We start from the raw sequence: 16,037 nt of genomic DNA, 5'->3' as shown, positions 1-16,037 counted from the left end.
TTCGGGAGACCGGGCATGAGCGCGGCCTTCCCCTGGCTGGTCGCCGATGTCGGTGGCACGAACGCCCGCTTCGGCACCGTGGCCGGCCCGGGTGCCCCGGTGGAGGATGTGCGGGTTCTGCCCGTGGCCGGGCATGCCGGCCCGGCCGCAGCGGTGCGGGCCTACCTGGCCGGCCAGGCGCCGGGCCAGGCCAAGCCGCGCAGTGCGGCCTTCGCACTGGCGACGGCGCTGCACGGGGACCACATCGAGCTGACCAACGGTGCCTGGAGCTTCTCGCGCGCCGGCACGCAGGACGAGCTGGGCCTGCAGACGCTGCTGTGCCTGAACGACTTCGAGGCCCAGGCGCTGTCGCTGCCGCGGCTGCGCGCGCATCAGCTGCGCGCCTGGGAGGCGTCGCCGCCCGCCGCGGGCGACGTGGCGGCCGGCACGGTGATGGCCGTCATCGGCCCGGGTACGGGTCTGGGCGTGGGCGGCGTCGTTCGGGCGCCCGGTCGCTGGTTGGCGCTGCCGGGCGAAGGCGGGCATGCGACGCTGGCGCCGGCCGACGATTTCGAGGGCGCCGTGCTGAGCCAGGCGCGACGCGAGTACCCTCATGTGTCGGCCGAGCGATTTCTGTCGGGCATCGGGTTGCCGGTGCTGTGCCGCGCCGTGGCTGCGGTGTTGGGGCAGGGTGAGGAGGTGGGCGCACTGTCCACCGAGCAGATCGTGGCCCGCGGCCTGGCGGGCGAGTCGCCGGCCTGCGCCCGCACGCTGGATGTCTTTTGCGCCATGCTGGGCGGGTTCGCCGGCAACGTCGCGCTGACGCTGGGTGCGCGCGGCGGTGTCTTCATCGGCGGCGGCATCGTGCCGCGCCTGGGAGAGCGCTTCTTCCAGTCGGAGTTCCGCCGCCGTTTCGAGGCCAAGGGTCGCTTCCAGGCCTTCCTGGCCGGCATTCCGACGGCCCTGATCACCGACACGCTGGCCGCACTCTCTGGCGCCGCCCTGGCGCTGGAGCAGGCCGAGGCCTGACGTCCGGCCCGCCGCGCGCGGGCCTGCACCTTTTTTTCCACCGTCTTTCCTGTCCGACTGGTGGCGCCCGGCGCCGCCCGGTCGGCGCAGCCGCTTCCGGCTTCGTGGCTCGTGCTTGCTGCGGCGGCCTGCGCCGTATCGGCCGAATCCTGAGTCTGTAGTTGAGCTACACATTTGGATGCTTGGCTGAACTTAAGTGGAGCGAGGATGGAAGGGATGCATCGATTAAATGATGGTTTTCCCTTAGTATTGGTCGGAAATTGGGTCGTTTATGCGCCACTTCTAGGGTTTACGCAGGTGCGGCTCAAAATCTAGTTTTGATACAAACATGGTCGAGACGTTGAGTTCTCGCCCGAATGTGCGCTCAGCAGCGCCGCGACAGGGGCCACGTCGCTTTCCACGACATAAAGGAGACATTCATGACCATGAGCAACGACGGGCGCGGCAAGCCGGCCGCCATGTCCTTCCGCATCAGCCCGGTGGCCATCGGCTGCACGCTGCTGATTGCCTCGACCGGCGCCCTGGCGCAGCAGGCCGCCGCGGCGCAGACCCTGGACACCGTGGTCGTCACGGGCATCCGCAAGGGCATCGAAGACGCCATCGTCACGAAGAAGAATTCGAACTCGATCATCGAGTCGATCTCCGCCGAAGACATCGGCAAGCTGCCCGACACCAGCATCGCCGAGTCCATCGCGCGTCTGCCCGGCATTGCGGCGCAGCGCACGCGAGGCCGTGCGTCGCAGATCAGCATCCGCGGCATGGCGCCCGACTACGCCGCCACGCTGCTGAACGGTCGCGAGCAGGTCACCACCGGTGACAGCCGTGGAGTCGAGTTCGACCAGTTCCCGGGCGAGTTGATCAGCAAGGTCGACATCTACAAGTCGCCCGACGCCGCCCTGGTCGGCCACGGCCTGTCGGGGACGTTCAACATGCAGACGGCCCGCCCGCTCGCGTTCAAGGATCGCGCCGTGGCTCTGAACTACCGCAAGCAGAAGCTGGGGGTCGGCACGGTCAGCGAGGGCGATGGCTTCCGCGCCAGCGTTTCCTACATCGACAACTTCGCCGATCGCACCATCGGCGTGGCCCTGGGCTTTGCGCGCCTGGATGAGACGACCGGCCAGACCGAGCGCTTCGACTCCTGGGGCGGTGGCACGGCCCCCTTCAACGGCCAGACGGTCAATGTGCCGTACAACGGTTTCGGCCTCTTCGCCGATCAGACCAAGCAAACGCGTGACGGCGCGATGGCGGTGCTTCAGTTCAAACCTAACGCCAACTTCGAGAGCACGGTCGACGTCTACTACTCCAAGTTCGACCAGGTCAAGAGCACCAAGGGCTTCCAGGCGCCGCTGAACGACTCGTGGCTGGACGCCGGGGGCAACGGCTACGACAAGCCCGGTCAGCTCATCAACGCGACGCTGAGCGGCAGCAACGTGACCCAGGGCACGTTCAACAACGTCCGCGCGGTCATCCGCAACGACGCCGAGGACCTGAAGGACCGCCTGAGCTCGGTCGGCTGGAACAACAAGTTCAAGTTCGACGGCGACTGGATGCTCGAGGCAGACCTGAACCGCTCGACCGCCAAGCGCCGCGGCCAGATCATCGAGACGACGGCCGGCCTGGCGCAGTCCGCGCCGAACACCGCGCAGATGGACACCCTGCAGTTCACGGACGGCCGCAGCTTCAAGCCGGGCTTCAACTACGCGGACCGCAACATCGTCAAGCTGACCGACGTCCAGGGCTGGGGGGGCGGCGTCAACTCGCCTCAGGCGGGCTACTCCAAGCTCCCCAATGTCAACGACGAGCTGAACTCCGGCAAGCTGGTGCTTCACAAGGCACTGAAGGACAACGCCTGGTTCTCCGGCTACCAGCTCGGCGCCAACTACACCGAGCGCGAGAAGACCCGCGCCTATGTCGAGGGTCGTCTCGTCATCGCCGGCGCCGGCCCGCTGGGGGCGGCCGACATGCCCGGCTCCGGCACGCTGACGCTCAGCGGGATCACCTTCGCCACCTTCGATCCGACGAACGCCATCGGCTCGGTCTACCAGATCGCGCCCAAGCTCCATCCGGACATCTACAACAAGGACTGGAAGGTGCAGGAGAAGCTCAGCACCGCCTTCGCCCGGGCGGACATCGACACCGAGCTTCTGGGCATGCCGGTGCGCGGCAACGTCGGCCTGCAGGTGGTGGGGACGAAGCAGAACTCCACCGGCTTCAACGTCGACCGCGGCAATTGCCCGAGCGACCAGAACTGCCCGGCCCTGGAGAGCAAGGGCGGCGCGAACTACACCGACATCCTGCCGAGCCTGAACCTGAACTTCGAGCTCAGCTCCGACCAGATCGTGCGCCTGGGCGTGTCCCGCGTGATGGCACGCGCCAACCTGAACGAGATGCGTGCCAGCCTGGGTCTGAGCGTCAGCACCTTCAATGAGAACGGCCAGCAGCGCGAGATCTACACCGGCGACGCCGGCAATCCCTCGCTGAAGCCCACCCGCGCCAACGCCTTCGACGTGGCCTACGAGAAGTACTTCGGCACCAAGGCCTACGTCGGCGTCGCCGGTTTCTACAAGGACCTGCGCACCTACGTGCTGCGTCAGTCGGTGCCGTTCGACTTCACGCCCTACATCACGCCGTCGACGAAGAAGCTGCCGAGCAACATCGGTGCGCTGACGATGCCGCTGAACGGCAATGGCGGCACCTTGAAGGGGCTGGAACTGTCGGCCTCGATGCCCTTCAGCATGCTCTGGTCGGCGCTGGACGGCTTCGGCGTGCAGGCCAACTACAGCTACACCAACAGCTCGGTGAAGCTGCTGATCGGCGGCGTCACCGTGGACGGCATCAGCTCGGTTGACATCCCGCTGCCGGGCCTGTCCAAGAACGTCAGCAACCTGACCCTGTACTACGAGAAGTACGGCTTCTCGGCGCGCGTCGCGGCCCGCAAGCGCAGCGACTTCATCGGCGAGGTCAGCAGCTTCACCGGCGACCGCCAGTTCACCTGGGTCAAGGGCGACACCGTCACGGACTTGCAGCTGGGCTATGAAGTGCAGCGCGGCATGTTCAAGGGCCTGTCTCTGGTGTTCCAGGTCAACAACGTGACGGACGAACCCTTCATCCGCTACGCCAACAACCCGAGCGACATCCGCGAGAACACCAAGTACGGCAAGACCTACTTGTTCGGCTTGAACTACAAGCTGTAATCCGGTTGCGCCTCGCGGCCCCCGCCAGCGCAAGGTGGCGGGGGCTTTTTCCATCCGGCGGGACCTTCCTCATGCAAGCTCAGATTGATCGCATCGTCATCGTCGGTGGCGGCACCGCCGGCTGGATGGCCGCCGCGGCGCTGTCGACCGTGCTGCGCGGCCGCTACCGCATCCAGCTTGTCGAGTCCGACGAGATCGGCATCGTCGGCGTCGGCGAGGCCACCATTCCGATGATCCAGCGCTTCAACCGCGTCATCGGCCTGGACGAGAACGAGTTCCTGCGCGAGACGCGGGGGAGCTTCAAGCTGGGCATCGAGTTCGTCAACTGGGGCCGGCTGGGCGAGCGCTACATGCACGGCTTCGGCCGGTTGGGCCAGGATCTGTGGACCGTGCCGTTCGAGCAGTACTGGCACCGGATGCGGGCGCTGGGCCGGGCCTTGCCGCTGGAGAACTACTCCATCACGCGCATGGCGGCCAAGGCCAACAAGTTCATGCCGCCGCGCACGGACATTGGCAACTCGCCGCTGGCGGACATTGCCTACGCCTACCACTTCGACGCCAGCCTCTATGCGCGTCACCTGCGCCGGCTCAGCGAAGCGCGTGGCGTGCAGCGCACCGAGGGCAAGATCACCCATGCGACGCGCCGGGGCGAGGGCGCGCATGCAGGGCACATCGACGCCGTCGTGCTGGAGAGTGGAGAGCGGGTCGAGGGCGACCTCTTCATCGACTGCTCGGGCTTTCGCGGCCTGCTGATCGAGCAGACGCTGCAGACGGGCTTCGAGGACTGGACGCACTGGCTGCCCTGCGACCGGGCCCTGGCCGTGCCCTGCGAGTCGGTGGCGCCACTGACCCCCTACACACGCTCGACCGCGCACCGGGCCGGCTGGCAGTGGCGCATCCCGCTGCAGCACCGCATCGGCAACGGCCACGTCTACTGCAGCCGCTACACCTCGGACGACGAGGCCGCCTCAACCCTGCTGGCCCACCTGGACGGCAAGCCGCTGGCCGACCCGCGCCCCATCCGCTTCAGGACCGGCATGCGCCGCCTGGCCTGGAACGAGAACGTCGTCGCCATCGGCCTGGCAAGCGGGTTTCTCGAGCCGCTGGAGTCCACCTCCATCCACCTCATCCAGTCCGCGGTCCAGCAACTGATCGACTTCTTCCCGGACCGCGGCTTCAGTGCCACGGACATCGCCGAGTTCAATCGCAGCAACCGCTTCCACTACGAGCGCATCCGCGACTTCATCATCCTGCACTACCACCTGAACCAGCGTGATGACTCGGCGTTCTGGCGGGACTGCGCCCACATGACCGTGCCCGACACCCTGCAGGAGAAGTTGGCGCTGTACGGCAGCCACGGCCGCGTGGTCCGGCGCGACAACGAGCTCTTTGCCGAGGTGGGCTGGGTGCAGGTCATGGAGGGGCAGAACCTCACGCCACAGCGCCATCATCCGCTGGCCGACCTGCAAAGCGAGCAGGACACGCACGACTACATGGAGGGCGTCCGGGACGTCATTGCCAAGTGTGTCGATGTCATGCCCGACCACGCCGACTACATCGCGCAGCACTGCGCGGCGCCCACCTGAACGGAGGCCTGCCATGACACCTCTTGCGCTGCGCCGGCGTGCCGTGCTGACTGCCGCCACTTCCATTGCACTGTCCCCCATGACCGCCCACGCCAACGCCCACGCTGTCGCCGACATGCCGCACCTGCCCTGGACCCGCCAGGCCGTCATCTACCAGGTCAACGTGCGTCAGTTCTCCCAGGCCGGCACGCTGGCTGCCGTGCATGCCGACCTGCCGCGGCTGAAGCGGCTGGGCGTGGACATCCTGTGGCTGATGCCCATCCAGCCCATCGGCAAGCGCAACCGCAAGGGCACGCTGGGCAGCTACTACTCGATCAGCGACTACACGGCCGTGAACCCCGAGTTCGGCACGATGGCGGACGCCAAGGCCTTTGTCGCTGCGGCGCACGCGCTGGGCTTCAAGGTCATCCTGGACTGGGTGGCCAACCACACCGCCTGGGACCACCCCTGGGCCTCGGCCCACAAGGACTGGTACAAGCTCAATGCCCAGGGCGAGGTCTATGCCGTCACGTTCAACGAAGGCCAGCCCGGTGAGGAGCACTGGGACGACGTCGTCGCGCTGGACTACCGTAGCGAGGGCCTGCGCACGGCGATGATCGACGCGATGTCCTTCTGGGTGCGCGAGACCGGCCTGGACGGGTTTCGCTGCGACGTGGCCAGCCTCGTGCCGACGGACTTCTGGGTGCGCGCCCGCCGGGCGCTGGACGCCGTCAAGCCCATGTTCATGCTGGCCGAGTCCGACGCCGTCGAGCTGCACACGAGCGGCGCGTTCGACATGACGTATGGCTGGGATCTGGCGGACCAGGTCTTCAAGAAGATTGGCAAGGGCGAAGCGGGGGCGCCGCTGCTGAAGGCCTGGCTGGCCAGGCAGCCGGCGGGCTATCCGGCGCATGCCTACCGCATGCGCTTCACGAGCAACCACGACTTCAACTCCTGGCACGGCACGGACGCCGAGCTGTACGGCGACGCCCATCGGGCGCTCACGGTGCTCGCGTTCACGCTGCCCGGCATGCCGCTGATCTACAACGGCCAGGAGTCCGGGTTGGCGAAGCGGCTGGCGTTCTTCGAGAAGGATGCCATCGACTGGAAGCGTCACGAGCTGGGCGACTTCTACGCCGGGCTCATTGCGCTCAAGCACGTGCATCCTGCGCTGGCCGCCGGCCAGTACGGCGCACCGGTTGAGCTGCTCGACGCGCCGGCGGACATCGTGGCCTTCGAGCGCCGTCTGGGTGCGGACGTCGTGCGCGTCACCGTGAACCTCTCCCCGGTCGAGCAGACCTGGCGGGGGCGTCAGCTCAACCCCTGGGGGTGGCTGTTGGCCTGAGCCAGACTGGGCGTCCGAGGGCGTCCTGGCCTGGCGATTTCGCCCGCAAAGAAGCAGGCGGCGCCGTTGAGGCGTGCTGCAAAGAGCATTCGGCACCCATGCCGTGCGAATGCCGCGCGAAGCGGACTTCGGGCTGCGGCCAAAGGCGCTCCAAGCCGCGCCTGTGTGGATCCGTGAATGCCGCTCAGCAGCGCGGCTCGCCTGTTCTCGGCTCCTTCCCGCGACCTTGGTGCAGCAGCCATTCGTCCAGGAGGTGCTGGATCCTCATGCCCTTTGCCAATCGTTGAAGCCGCCGCTGATCCAAGACGGAGAGCTCCAGATCCAACGGAGGCCGAGTCCAGCAGCGCATTCTCCAGGGGCGTGCGGGGGTAGTCGAAGCGCAGATCGCGCAGGTCCCCAAGCTTGCCGGCACGTTCGTCGACCAGGCGCGCAGGCATCGCGAAGAAGCGAAACACTACTGCGGCCGTCAGTCGGGCTGCGTTGGAATGACGCAAGTGATGGTGTCGCCGAAGTTGTTCGTGACATGGGCTTGCTCGAGAACCCAGGACAGGCTGACCGCCGACCTGTGTCTCACCCAATGAGCTGCAGCTGCCGGGCTCACATCTCGGTTCGACATCGGGCAGTTGCCACAGCCAAAGACTGTGCCCACTTTTCGATGACAGACCGCTCGGTCACCGACTCGCTTCTGGAATTGCCCGACGCCTGCTCGCGACATCTCCAGGCTAGGGTGCTTCGCCCGGCTGCAGCCAGAGTTCGCGGCGCTGGACGGGAGTCTCCGGCGGGAGCAGCGGGTTGCTCAGGCGCAGCACGCGCGACGGCGAGACCGGGTGTGCCTTGACGAGCCCGCCGTAGAACTCGCGGTGCAGGCGCTGGAAGCTGCCCGCGGCGATCGCGGCCTCCAGCCCTGCCTTCAGTTCCGCCGCCAGTTCGGGCCGCGTGGGGCTCACGAAGAGATAGGCTGCCGCCGGGTAGTGCAGCATCAGCCCTGGTGCAACGGCCAGCTCGGGGTGGCGGCCACCGGCCAGCTCCGCGTCGATCTCCAGGATGGAGCGTGGGAAGTAGTCGATGCGCCGGGCCGCCAACATGCGGAACAGCGCCTCGTAGACGCTGCTGGTGCCCACCTGCAGGCCGTTGGCGCGCAAGATGGTGGTGTCGGGCCAGTCATGGCCCTGGCCGGCAAGGCGCTGGCGCAGTTCGTCCAGGCTGCGTACGCGCTGCCACTGGGCCAGCTCGCCGCGACGCACAAGCAGCAACCGCCACCCCAGCAGACCGCGGTCGATGGGAATTCGCACGGGCAGCAGGCCGCTGCCCTCGCGCTGGATGTCCGTCATCGTCCACATCAGGTCGACGGGGCTGTGGCCCGCAGCCAGCTCGATCAGCGTGCGGCCCTGGGTCATGTCGAGGTCGACATGGCGGATCTCCAGCCGGCTGCCGACGTGGCTCAGCGCCAGCTCGACGACGCGGCGCACGTAGCCCAGCTGTGGGTCCGGCATGCTGATGTGGCGCGGCAGACGCACCGACTCGTCGGCCTGCGCGCGCAGGGCGGGGCCGGCGAGCAGCAGGGGCAGGCCCAGCAGGGGGCGGCGGCCCGGGTTCGACAGCGTGAGGCGTGGCATGGGCCCGCATCATGCGCCCGCGCATGCGGGCGGGCCCTGTCGTCAACCCGAAGCGCGCGGGGCCGGCTGGCCCGGGATCAGGGGCGAACCAGAACCCGCCCGAACAGGGGCGGGACGGTGAACAGGATCCTGCCGTCCGTGACGGTCACGGCTTCGCCACCGAGGGCATCTCGGAGCCGATCGGCCGGGAAGGGCAGCGCAAGGCTCACGGTCCTGGCCTCGGGACTGTTGTTGGTGGCCGTGATGGCCCACTGGTTGCCGTCCCGGCGCGCCAGCACCACGACGTGTTCGTCGATGTGCAGCGGCGCACCCAAGGCGCCGTGACGCAGCACCGGCAGGTCGTGGCGCAGCTTGGTCAGGCGCCTGAAGTCAGCCAGCAGCGCCAGGTCCGGCTGGCCGCCTTCGTCGGCCCAGGGATAGGGCGCACGGTTGTAGGGGTCGTCACCGCCACCCAGGCCCACTTCATCGCCGTAGTAGATGGTGGGCGAACCGGGGTAGGTCATCTGGAAGAACACGGCCAGGCGCAGGCGCTGCTTGGCGAGCTTCAACGCCTCGGCATTGCCGTCGTCGCGGTAGCCGAAGTGGTGAAGGGCGCGCGCCTGGTCGTGGGTGGACAGCAGGTTCATCAGCGCGAAGAGGGCCTGGGGCGGGTAGGCCTCGCGGATGAGCTCCAGGTTGGCATACGCCTGCGTGGCGGGCTTGCCCGCGGCGTAGTCCAGCACAGCGTTGCGGAAGATGTAGTTCATCGTCGAGTCGAACATGTCGCCCAAGAGATGCTTGCTCGCGTCGAACCAGGTCTCCGCCACCGTCAGTGCGTCGGGCTTCCTGGCCTTCACGGCCAGGCGCCATTCGCGCCAGAAGTCGTCGGGGACCCACGGTGCCACGTCCATGCGCCAGCCGGCTGCGCCACGGTCCAGCCAGTAGTTCGTCACCGAGTCGGCGTCTCGGTAGGCGTAGGCGCGGAAGGAGGGCGAGTCCTTGTCGATCTCGGGCAGGTCCGCGACGCCCACCCAGCCCTGGTACTGGCGATCGGGATTGCGCTCCTGCGGCCTGAACTTGAACCAGCCGTGATAGGGCGAGGCGGGATTGGGCTTGCCGCCGTCGAAGGCGCCGCCCCTGGGGAAGTTCAGGTAGCGGTTGAAGTAGGGCGAGTCCGCGCCCACGTGGTTGAGCGAGGTGTCGGGGATGACGCGGATGCCGCGCTTCGCCGCTTCGGCGCACAGGCGCACGAAGTCGTCGTTCGTGCCGAAGGCGGGATCGATCTGCTTGTAGTCGGCCGCGTCATACTTGTGGTTGCTGGGCGCACGGAACACCGGCGTCAGGTAGATCGCGTTGGCGCCCAGACGCTGGATGTAGTCCAGCTTCTCGATGAGGCCGGCGAGGTCGCCGCCGAAGAAGTCGTTGTTGTAGAGGGCGTCGGAACCGTCGCCGCTGCCCGGCTTGAAGGGCTTCTCGTTCCAGCTGGCGTGGCGCTCGACGTCGCGGTCCTGGTACCGGTCCTGCGGACGACCACCGCCGGGGCGGGGGTCATTGGCCTTGTTGCCGTTGCGAAAGCGCTCGGGGAAGACGTAGTAGTAGACGACGTCCCGGGCCCAGTCGGGGACCTTGAAGTCGGGCGCGTAGATGGTCTGGCGGTAGCGGCGGATGCGCTTGGCGCGGGCGGGCAGAGGCTCCACCGTGGCGGCGCCCATGGCGCCCTTCTCGCGCGTCCAGTAGACGGTGTCGGTGTTGTTCTGCAGCGCGTAGCGCCCCTCGTCCGTTTCCAGCTCGAACCAGTAGCCGTAGACGCCAATGTCGGTGAAGCGGTAGCGCGCGCTGAAGCGGCGGCCCTGGCCGTTCGGCTGCGGCGTCATCGCGATGCGGGCCAGGGGCTCGTAGTCCAGCTGCTCCTGGTTGCCGCTCAGGCGGCGGCGTTCGATGACCAGCGTGGCCTGCTTCAGGCCGGGCACGTCGTTGGCGACGCTGAAGCTGATCTCGGTGCCGGCGGGCTGGGCGCCGAAGGGCGTCTTGGCCTCGGCACTTCGAGAGTCGAATCGGGTGCTGAGCGCAGCGCGGTCGGTGAGGACCTGCGGCGGCGAGGGCTTGAACGTCCTGGGACCGACCGTCAGGCGGGCGCTGCCGTCGGCGGCGATGGCCAGGCGCAGCGTGTGTTCGCCCGCGAACTCGCGCTTGAGGCTGCCTGTCGCACTGCGGGCCGGGTGGCCCTGGGCGTCGCCGCCGAAGGTCAGGCTGGCCGTCCACTCCTCGTCCGCCAGCTTGAATTCCTGCGCGCCCTGGGCCGTGATGTTCAGGTAGTAGGCGTCGCAGCGGTACTCGAAGGCCTGCTCGTCCTGGGCGGCCCAGTTGTTCAGGCCCCCGCGCAGATAGAGGACAGCGTCGCCAAGCGGCGGCGGCTTGCAGTCGGCGGCCTGGACCGCCGGAGCGAGCGAGATCAGCGCCGCAAGCAGCGCCAGGGCCTTCAACATGGCTTCACCCCTTGACGCCGCCGGCCGTCAGGCCGGAGACGATCCAGCGCTGGGCGAGCAGGAAGACGGCGGTGATGGGCAGGCCCGACAACACGGCCGCCGCCGCGAAGTCGCCCCACAGGAAGCGCTGGTCGTGCAGGAAGTACTTGGAGCCCACCGCGAGCGTGAGGTGTGCTTCTTCGCGCAGCAGGATGGAGGCGACGGGGTACTCGATGATGGTGCCGATGAAGGCCAGCACGAAGACCACCATCAGGATGGGCACGGCCATGGGCAGCAGCACGCGGCTGAAGGCCTGCCAGTGCGTTGCGCCGTCGACCTTGGCGTTCTCCTCGATTTCCACGGGGATGGTCTCGAAGTAGCCCTTGATGGTCCACACATGGGTGGCGATGCCACCCAGGTATGCGAGCACCAGCCCGGCATGGGTCTCGAGGCCCAGGGCCGGCACATAGGTGCCGATGGTCTCGAAGATGGCGTAGATGGCAACCAGCGCCAGCACCGGCGGGAACATCTGCAGCAGCAGCATGCCGTTGAGCACGGGCTTGCTGAAACTGAACCTCAGCCGCGCGAACGCATAGGCCGCGGTCGTCGAGATCGCGACGATGAGCAAGGCCGAGGCGGTGGCGACCTTGATCGAGTTCCACAGCCAGGTCAGCACGGGGAAGGGGGGCTGCACAAGGCTGCCGTCCGCGCTCTGGTAAGGGATGCCCAGCGCCAGCTTCCAGTGCTCCAGGCTGATCTCGGTCGGGATCAGGCTGCCGGTGGCGAAGTTGCCCGGGCGCAGCGAGATGGACACGACGGCCAGCAGCGGGAAGAGGGTGATGGCGATGAAGACCCACATCACCGCATGCGCGGCAAGGATGCGCCAGCGGGCCTGTTTGCCGAGGACGATGGCCATTCGGATTACCTCTGTGCCTTCGCGCTCATGCGCAGGTTGATCAGCGACAGCGCCGCAACGAGGAAGAAGATCAGCGTCGAGATCGCCGCGGCGAGGCCGAAGTCCGAGCCCGAGTCGCGGAAGGCGATGCGGTAGGTGTAGCTCACGAGAATGTCGGTCTGGCCTGCCGGCAGCTTGGTGGACAGGAAGTCCGGCCGGCCATCGGTCAGCAGCGCGATCAGCACGAAATTGTTGAAGTTGAAGGCGAAGGCGCTGACCAGCAGCGGCGCCAGCGGCTTGATGATGAGCGGCGCGGTGATTCGCAGGAAATTGGTCGCCGGGCTGGCGCCGGCCAGGGCCGAGGCCTCGTACAGGTCCTGCGGGATGGCCTTCAGCAGGCCCGAGCACAGGATCATGATGTACGGGTAGCCCAGCCACACGTTGACGATGAGCAGCATGGTCTTGGCCAGCAGCGGGTCCGCGAACCAGGCGGGCTTGACACCGAAGAGGGCGTCCAGGATGGCGTTGATCTCGCCGAAGTTCTGGTTAAACAGGCCCTTGAAGACCAGGATGGAAATGAAGCCCGGCACCGCATATGGCAGGAACAGCAGCGTGCGGTAGGTGGTGCGGTACTTCATGCCCTCCCAGTTCAGCAGCACCGCGAACAGCATGCCGATGGCGGTGGCGAAGAGCACCGTCAGCGCCGAGAACACCACCGTCCATGTGAAGATGGCCAGGAAGGGCCCGCGGAACTCGGCATCGAACAGCATGCGGGCGTAGTTGGCCGTGCCGATGAAGGCCTTGAAGCCCGGCTGCAGCGTTTCGCCGGATGCAGCCTGGAAGAAGCCGGTGTCCCGGTTGGGCGCGAAGACGGCGCCATCGGCGGTGCGCGTCAGGCTGTCGTCGGCATTCGCCGTCCATTGCGGCTGGACGGGGCCGAATTCGCGCAGGCCGAGGTAGTGCAGTTCGGTCTTGTCAGGCAGCACCAGGACCAGCCGTGCCAGCGCGTCGCGGTGCTGGATGAGCTCGGGCAAGGGCAGGGCGGCATCGGTGGGTGACGCCGTGGCGCCTGCTGGCGCGACGTCGACGCGCAGCGGCTTGCCGGACCGCAGCGCCAGGGGCGGCGACACCCAGCGCGGCGTCGCTTCGCCGTCCGCACTCAGCACGAGGCGGTACTCGGCACCACTGGCATGCAGGCTGTAGCCCAGCACCTGGGCCTCGACAGCGTCGTGCTGCTCCAGCAGGTACTCCCGCACGCGACTTTCGCTGAGCAGGTGTGTGCTGGAGTAGTTGGTGAAACCGATCTGCGCCGTGTAGACCAGCGGGAAGGCGATGAACACCAGCATGCCGGCCACGCCGGGGAAGAGGTAGCGCCAGGCGAGGCCGCCGCGGCTGAGGTACACGTAGAAGCCGGCCGTGAACAGCACCAGCACGCCCGCGGCCCAAGCGGCCTGGCCGGTGGTGTAGATGGCGAAGACGAGGTAGAGGGCGGCGACGATGGCCAGCGCGACGGCCGGCCCCTTCAGCCACCGGCCGAGCTTCTCGGACATCGTGGGCGGCAGCGTCGAGTAGCTGCCCTGGCCCAGGGGGGAGGCGACAGCGTTCATTTGTTCAGCAGCATCCGTGCGGCGGCGCCATCGAGCGCGTCCTTGGGGCTTTGCAGGCCGTTGGTGATGGCTTCCAGCGCCGCGTCCATCGCGGTCCAGAAGCGGCCTACCTCGGGGATGTTGGGAATGGGCGCGCCGTTGCGGGCGTTGGTCATGCTCGCCCTGATCAGCGGGTTGACCGACAGCTCGGCATAGAAGGCCTTGTTGGCCGGCACGCCGATGGGCACGTCGGCGTCCAGTACCTTGAGCGCCTCCGGCCGCATCAGGTGGTTCTCGATGAACTCCTTGGCGATGTCCTTGTTCCGGCTGGGCGCCGCGATCATGCAGCCCAGCACGCCGACGAAGCTCTTGCTCGGTTGGCCGGGAATGACGGCCGGGATGGGGGCGACGCCGAAGTCGATCTTGGCCTTGCGGGCGTTGTCCCATGCCCAGGGGCCGGAGATCATCATCGCGATCTCGCCACGGGCGAAGGCGGACTCCATTTCGGCGTAGTTGGCGCCCTTGGGCATGTGGCCGTTCCTGACGAGGCCGTCCAGCGTCTGCGCGGCGCGCACCGCCCCCGACGAATTGACGCCCACCTGGCGGGCGTCGAAGTCACCCCGTGCGTCGCGGCCGAAGATGACGCCGCCGGCGCCGGCCAGCATGGGCCAGGTGAAGAAGCTCTTGTTGTAGTGCCAGAGGATGGCGTGCTTGCCCTGGGCCTGCAGCTGCTTGTCCAGCACGATGACCTCGTCCCACGTCTCGGGCGGCTGCTTCACCAGCGCCTTGTTGTAGATGAGGCCGGTGGTCTCGATGGCCAGCGGATAGCCCCAGATGCGACCGTGGTAGCTCATCGCCGCCCAGGCCTGGTCCTCCACCTCGGCCTTGAGCCTGGGCGAGGGGCGCAGCGGCGTCAGCAGCCCGGCCTTGGCCCATTCGCCGACGCGGTCGTGCGGCCAGCAGAAGATGTCGGGGCCCTTGCCGGCGCCGGCCGCCTGCTGGAACTTGTCGGTCGCGTCCACCGGGTGCTCGACGACGACCTTGACGCCCGAGGCCTTCTCGAAGGCATGACCGACCTGCTGCAGGCCGTTGTAGGCCTTGTCGCCATTGATCCAGACCAGCAGCTTGGGTGGCTCGGCCAGCGCGGGCACCGCGGCCAGCGCCGCCAGCAGGGGCAGCCACCTCATGCCGACAGCTCCGGTGCGGCGAGGCGGCGCAAGGCCGTGCCGCTCGCATCGAACACGTACAGCGCTTCGGCCGGCAGGTGCAGGTCCAGCGCCTGGCCGCTGCGCAACCGGTCGGCGCCGTTGCGTCCCTCGAACTGGCAGGTCAACGCCTCCTCGACCCCAGGGTAGGGGCAGTAGGCGAACGTGACGCCGCCCAGGGACTCGACGAAGGCCACGGTGCTCTGCAGTTGGTTGCCCTGGCCTTCGGTGCGGATGTGCTCGGGGCGCACGCCCAGCGTGACCTTGTCGCCGACCTTCGCCGCGCTGCCATCGACCAGCGCGCGCAACTGCACGCTGCCGCCAGCCAGCTTCACGTCCACATGGCCGGGCTGAACGGCCACGAGCTCGCCGTCGATGAAGTTCATCTTGGGACTGCCGATGAAACCGGCCACGAACAGGTTGCGTGGATGCTCGTACAGCTCCAGCGGCGAGCCGACCTGTTCGACCTTGCCCGCCGACAGCACGACGATGCGGTCGGCCAGCGTCATGGCCTCCACCTGGTCGTGGGTCACGTAGATCATCGTCGTCTTCAGGTCCTCGTGCAGCTTGGCGAACTCGTAGCGCATGCGCACGCGCAGCGCCGCGTCGAGGTTGGACAGCGGCTCGTCGAACAGGAACACCTCGGGCTTGCGCACGATGGCGCGGCCGATGGCGACGCGCTGGCGCTGGCCGCCGGACAGGTCCTTGGGCTTGCGGTCCAGCAGGTGCTCGATGTGCAGGATCCTGGCGGCGTTGCGCACGGCCGTCTCGATCTCGGCCTTGGGCACCTTGGCCAGCTTCAACCCGAACGCCATGTTGTCGAACAGGTTCATGTGCGGGTACAGCGCGTACGACTGGAACACCATGGCGATGCCGCGCTCGCTGGGGGGCACGTCGTTGACGACACGCCCGCCGATGGTCAGCTCGCCGCCGGTGATCTCCTCGAGCCCGGCAATGGAGCGCAGCAGCGTGCTCTTGCCACAGCCCGACGGACCGACGAACACCATGAACTCGCCGTCGCGGATCTCCAGGTCGATGCCGTGCAGGATGCGGATGTCGCCATAGGCCTTCTCCACGCCGGTCAGTCGAACGTCTGCCACTTCAAACCTTTCTGTGACCCGGATTGGGTGGCCGGGCTTGTCTCGTTTTGATGTCGAAATTTTCATCTTTCGACAGTCG

10 protein-coding genes are annotated in these 16,037 nt (G+C 67.6%); 4 read left to right on the top strand and 6 right to left on the bottom strand.

What is annotated here, in order from left to right; genetic code table 11:
* Window positions 1–15: 15 nt before the first annotated feature.
* From glk to VGF12_RS00375, 4 genes are all read left to right on the top strand, one after another.
* A complete protein-coding gene (gene glk / locus VGF12_RS00390; protein ID WP_331174068.1) occupies window positions 16–1,008 on the top strand; it encodes a glucokinase in 993 nt (330 codons plus the stop codon).
* 419 nt (window positions 1,009–1,427) lie between these two features.
* Window positions 1,428–4,202, top strand: coding sequence for a TonB-dependent receptor (locus VGF12_RS00385; RefSeq protein ID WP_331174067.1), 2,775 nt, complete (start codon window positions 1,428–1,430; stop codon window positions 4,200–4,202).
* A gap of 71 nt (window positions 4,203–4,273) precedes the next feature.
* Window positions 4,274–5,788: a tryptophan halogenase family protein gene (locus VGF12_RS00380; RefSeq protein ID WP_331174066.1), complete on the top strand. Its 1,515-nt coding sequence runs from the start codon at window positions 4,274–4,276 to the stop codon at window positions 5,786–5,788.
* 13 nt (window positions 5,789–5,801) lie between these two features.
* Window positions 5,802–7,112, top strand: coding sequence for an alpha-amylase family glycosyl hydrolase (locus tag VGF12_RS00375; protein WP_331174065.1), 1,311 nt, complete (start codon window positions 5,802–5,804; stop codon window positions 7,110–7,112).
* Window positions 7,113–7,834: 722 nt separating this feature from the next.
* Here VGF12_RS00375 and VGF12_RS00370 read toward each other — a convergent pair.
* The 6 genes from VGF12_RS00370 to VGF12_RS00345 form a co-directional block, all read right to left on the bottom strand.
* Window positions 7,835–8,728, bottom strand: coding sequence for a hypothetical protein (locus tag VGF12_RS00370; protein ID WP_331174064.1), 894 nt, complete (start codon window positions 8,726–8,728; stop codon window positions 7,835–7,837).
* A gap of 77 nt (window positions 8,729–8,805) precedes the next feature.
* Complete coding sequence (locus tag VGF12_RS00365; RefSeq protein WP_331174063.1) at window positions 8,806–11,193, bottom strand: alpha-amylase family glycosyl hydrolase; 2,388 nt, start codon at window positions 11,191–11,193, stop codon at window positions 8,806–8,808.
* Between the two features lie 4 nt (window positions 11,194–11,197).
* The gene (malG, locus tag VGF12_RS00360) at window positions 11,198–12,088 is read right to left on the bottom strand and encodes a maltose ABC transporter permease MalG (protein WP_331174062.1); all 891 of its coding nucleotides are present in this window, start codon (window positions 12,086–12,088) and stop codon (window positions 11,198–11,200) included.
* Window positions 12,089–12,093: 5 nt separating this feature from the next.
* Window positions 12,094–13,674: a maltose ABC transporter permease MalF gene (malF, locus tag VGF12_RS00355; RefSeq protein WP_331174061.1), complete on the bottom strand. Its 1,581-nt coding sequence runs from the start codon at window positions 13,672–13,674 to the stop codon at window positions 12,094–12,096.
* A complete protein-coding gene (malE, locus tag VGF12_RS00350) occupies window positions 13,671–14,840 on the bottom strand; it encodes a maltose/maltodextrin ABC transporter substrate-binding protein MalE (protein WP_331174060.1) in 1,170 nt (389 codons plus the stop codon). Before malE ends, malF begins: the two co-directional genes overlap by 4 nt.
* A complete protein-coding gene (locus VGF12_RS00345) occupies window positions 14,837–15,958 on the bottom strand; it encodes a sn-glycerol-3-phosphate ABC transporter ATP-binding protein UgpC (protein ID WP_331174059.1) in 1,122 nt (373 codons plus the stop codon). The genes malE and VGF12_RS00345 overlap by 4 nt, the downstream gene beginning before the upstream one ends.
* Window positions 15,959–16,037: the final 79 nt, after the last annotated feature.

Source organism: Roseateles sp., from assembly GCF_036404855.1.
In the GTDB taxonomy this organism is placed as follows: Bacteria; Pseudomonadota; Gammaproteobacteria; order Burkholderiales; family Burkholderiaceae_C; genus Pelomonas.
This window is presented reverse-complemented; position numbering and strand designations above follow the sequence as displayed.

Excerpts from the sequence above, each read along its gene's own strand:
- VGF12_RS00370 (WP_331174064.1), bottom strand. The coding sequence starts at position 8,728 with ATGCCACGCCTCACGCTGTCGAACCCGGGCCGCCGCCCCCTGCTGGGC.
- VGF12_RS00380 (WP_331174066.1), top strand. The coding sequence starts at position 4,274 with ATGCAAGCTCAGATTGATCGCATCGTCATCGTCGGTGGCGGCACCGCC.
- VGF12_RS00365 (WP_331174063.1), bottom strand. The coding sequence starts at position 11,193 with ATGTTGAAGGCCCTGGCGCTGCTTGCGGCGCTGATCTCGCTCGCTCCG.
- glk (WP_331174068.1), top strand. The coding sequence starts at position 16 with ATGAGCGCGGCCTTCCCCTGGCTGGTCGCCGATGTCGGTGGCACGAAC.
- malE (WP_331174060.1), bottom strand. The coding sequence starts at position 14,840 with ATGAGGTGGCTGCCCCTGCTGGCGGCGCTGGCCGCGGTGCCCGCGCTG.
- malF (WP_331174061.1), bottom strand. The coding sequence starts at position 13,674 with ATGAACGCTGTCGCCTCCCCCCTGGGCCAGGGCAGCTACTCGACGCTG.
- malG (WP_331174062.1), bottom strand. The coding sequence starts at position 12,088 with ATGGCCATCGTCCTCGGCAAACAGGCCCGCTGGCGCATCCTTGCCGCG.
- VGF12_RS00375 (WP_331174065.1), top strand. The coding sequence starts at position 5,802 with ATGACACCTCTTGCGCTGCGCCGGCGTGCCGTGCTGACTGCCGCCACT.
- VGF12_RS00385 (WP_331174067.1), top strand. The coding sequence starts at position 1,428 with ATGACCATGAGCAACGACGGGCGCGGCAAGCCGGCCGCCATGTCCTTC.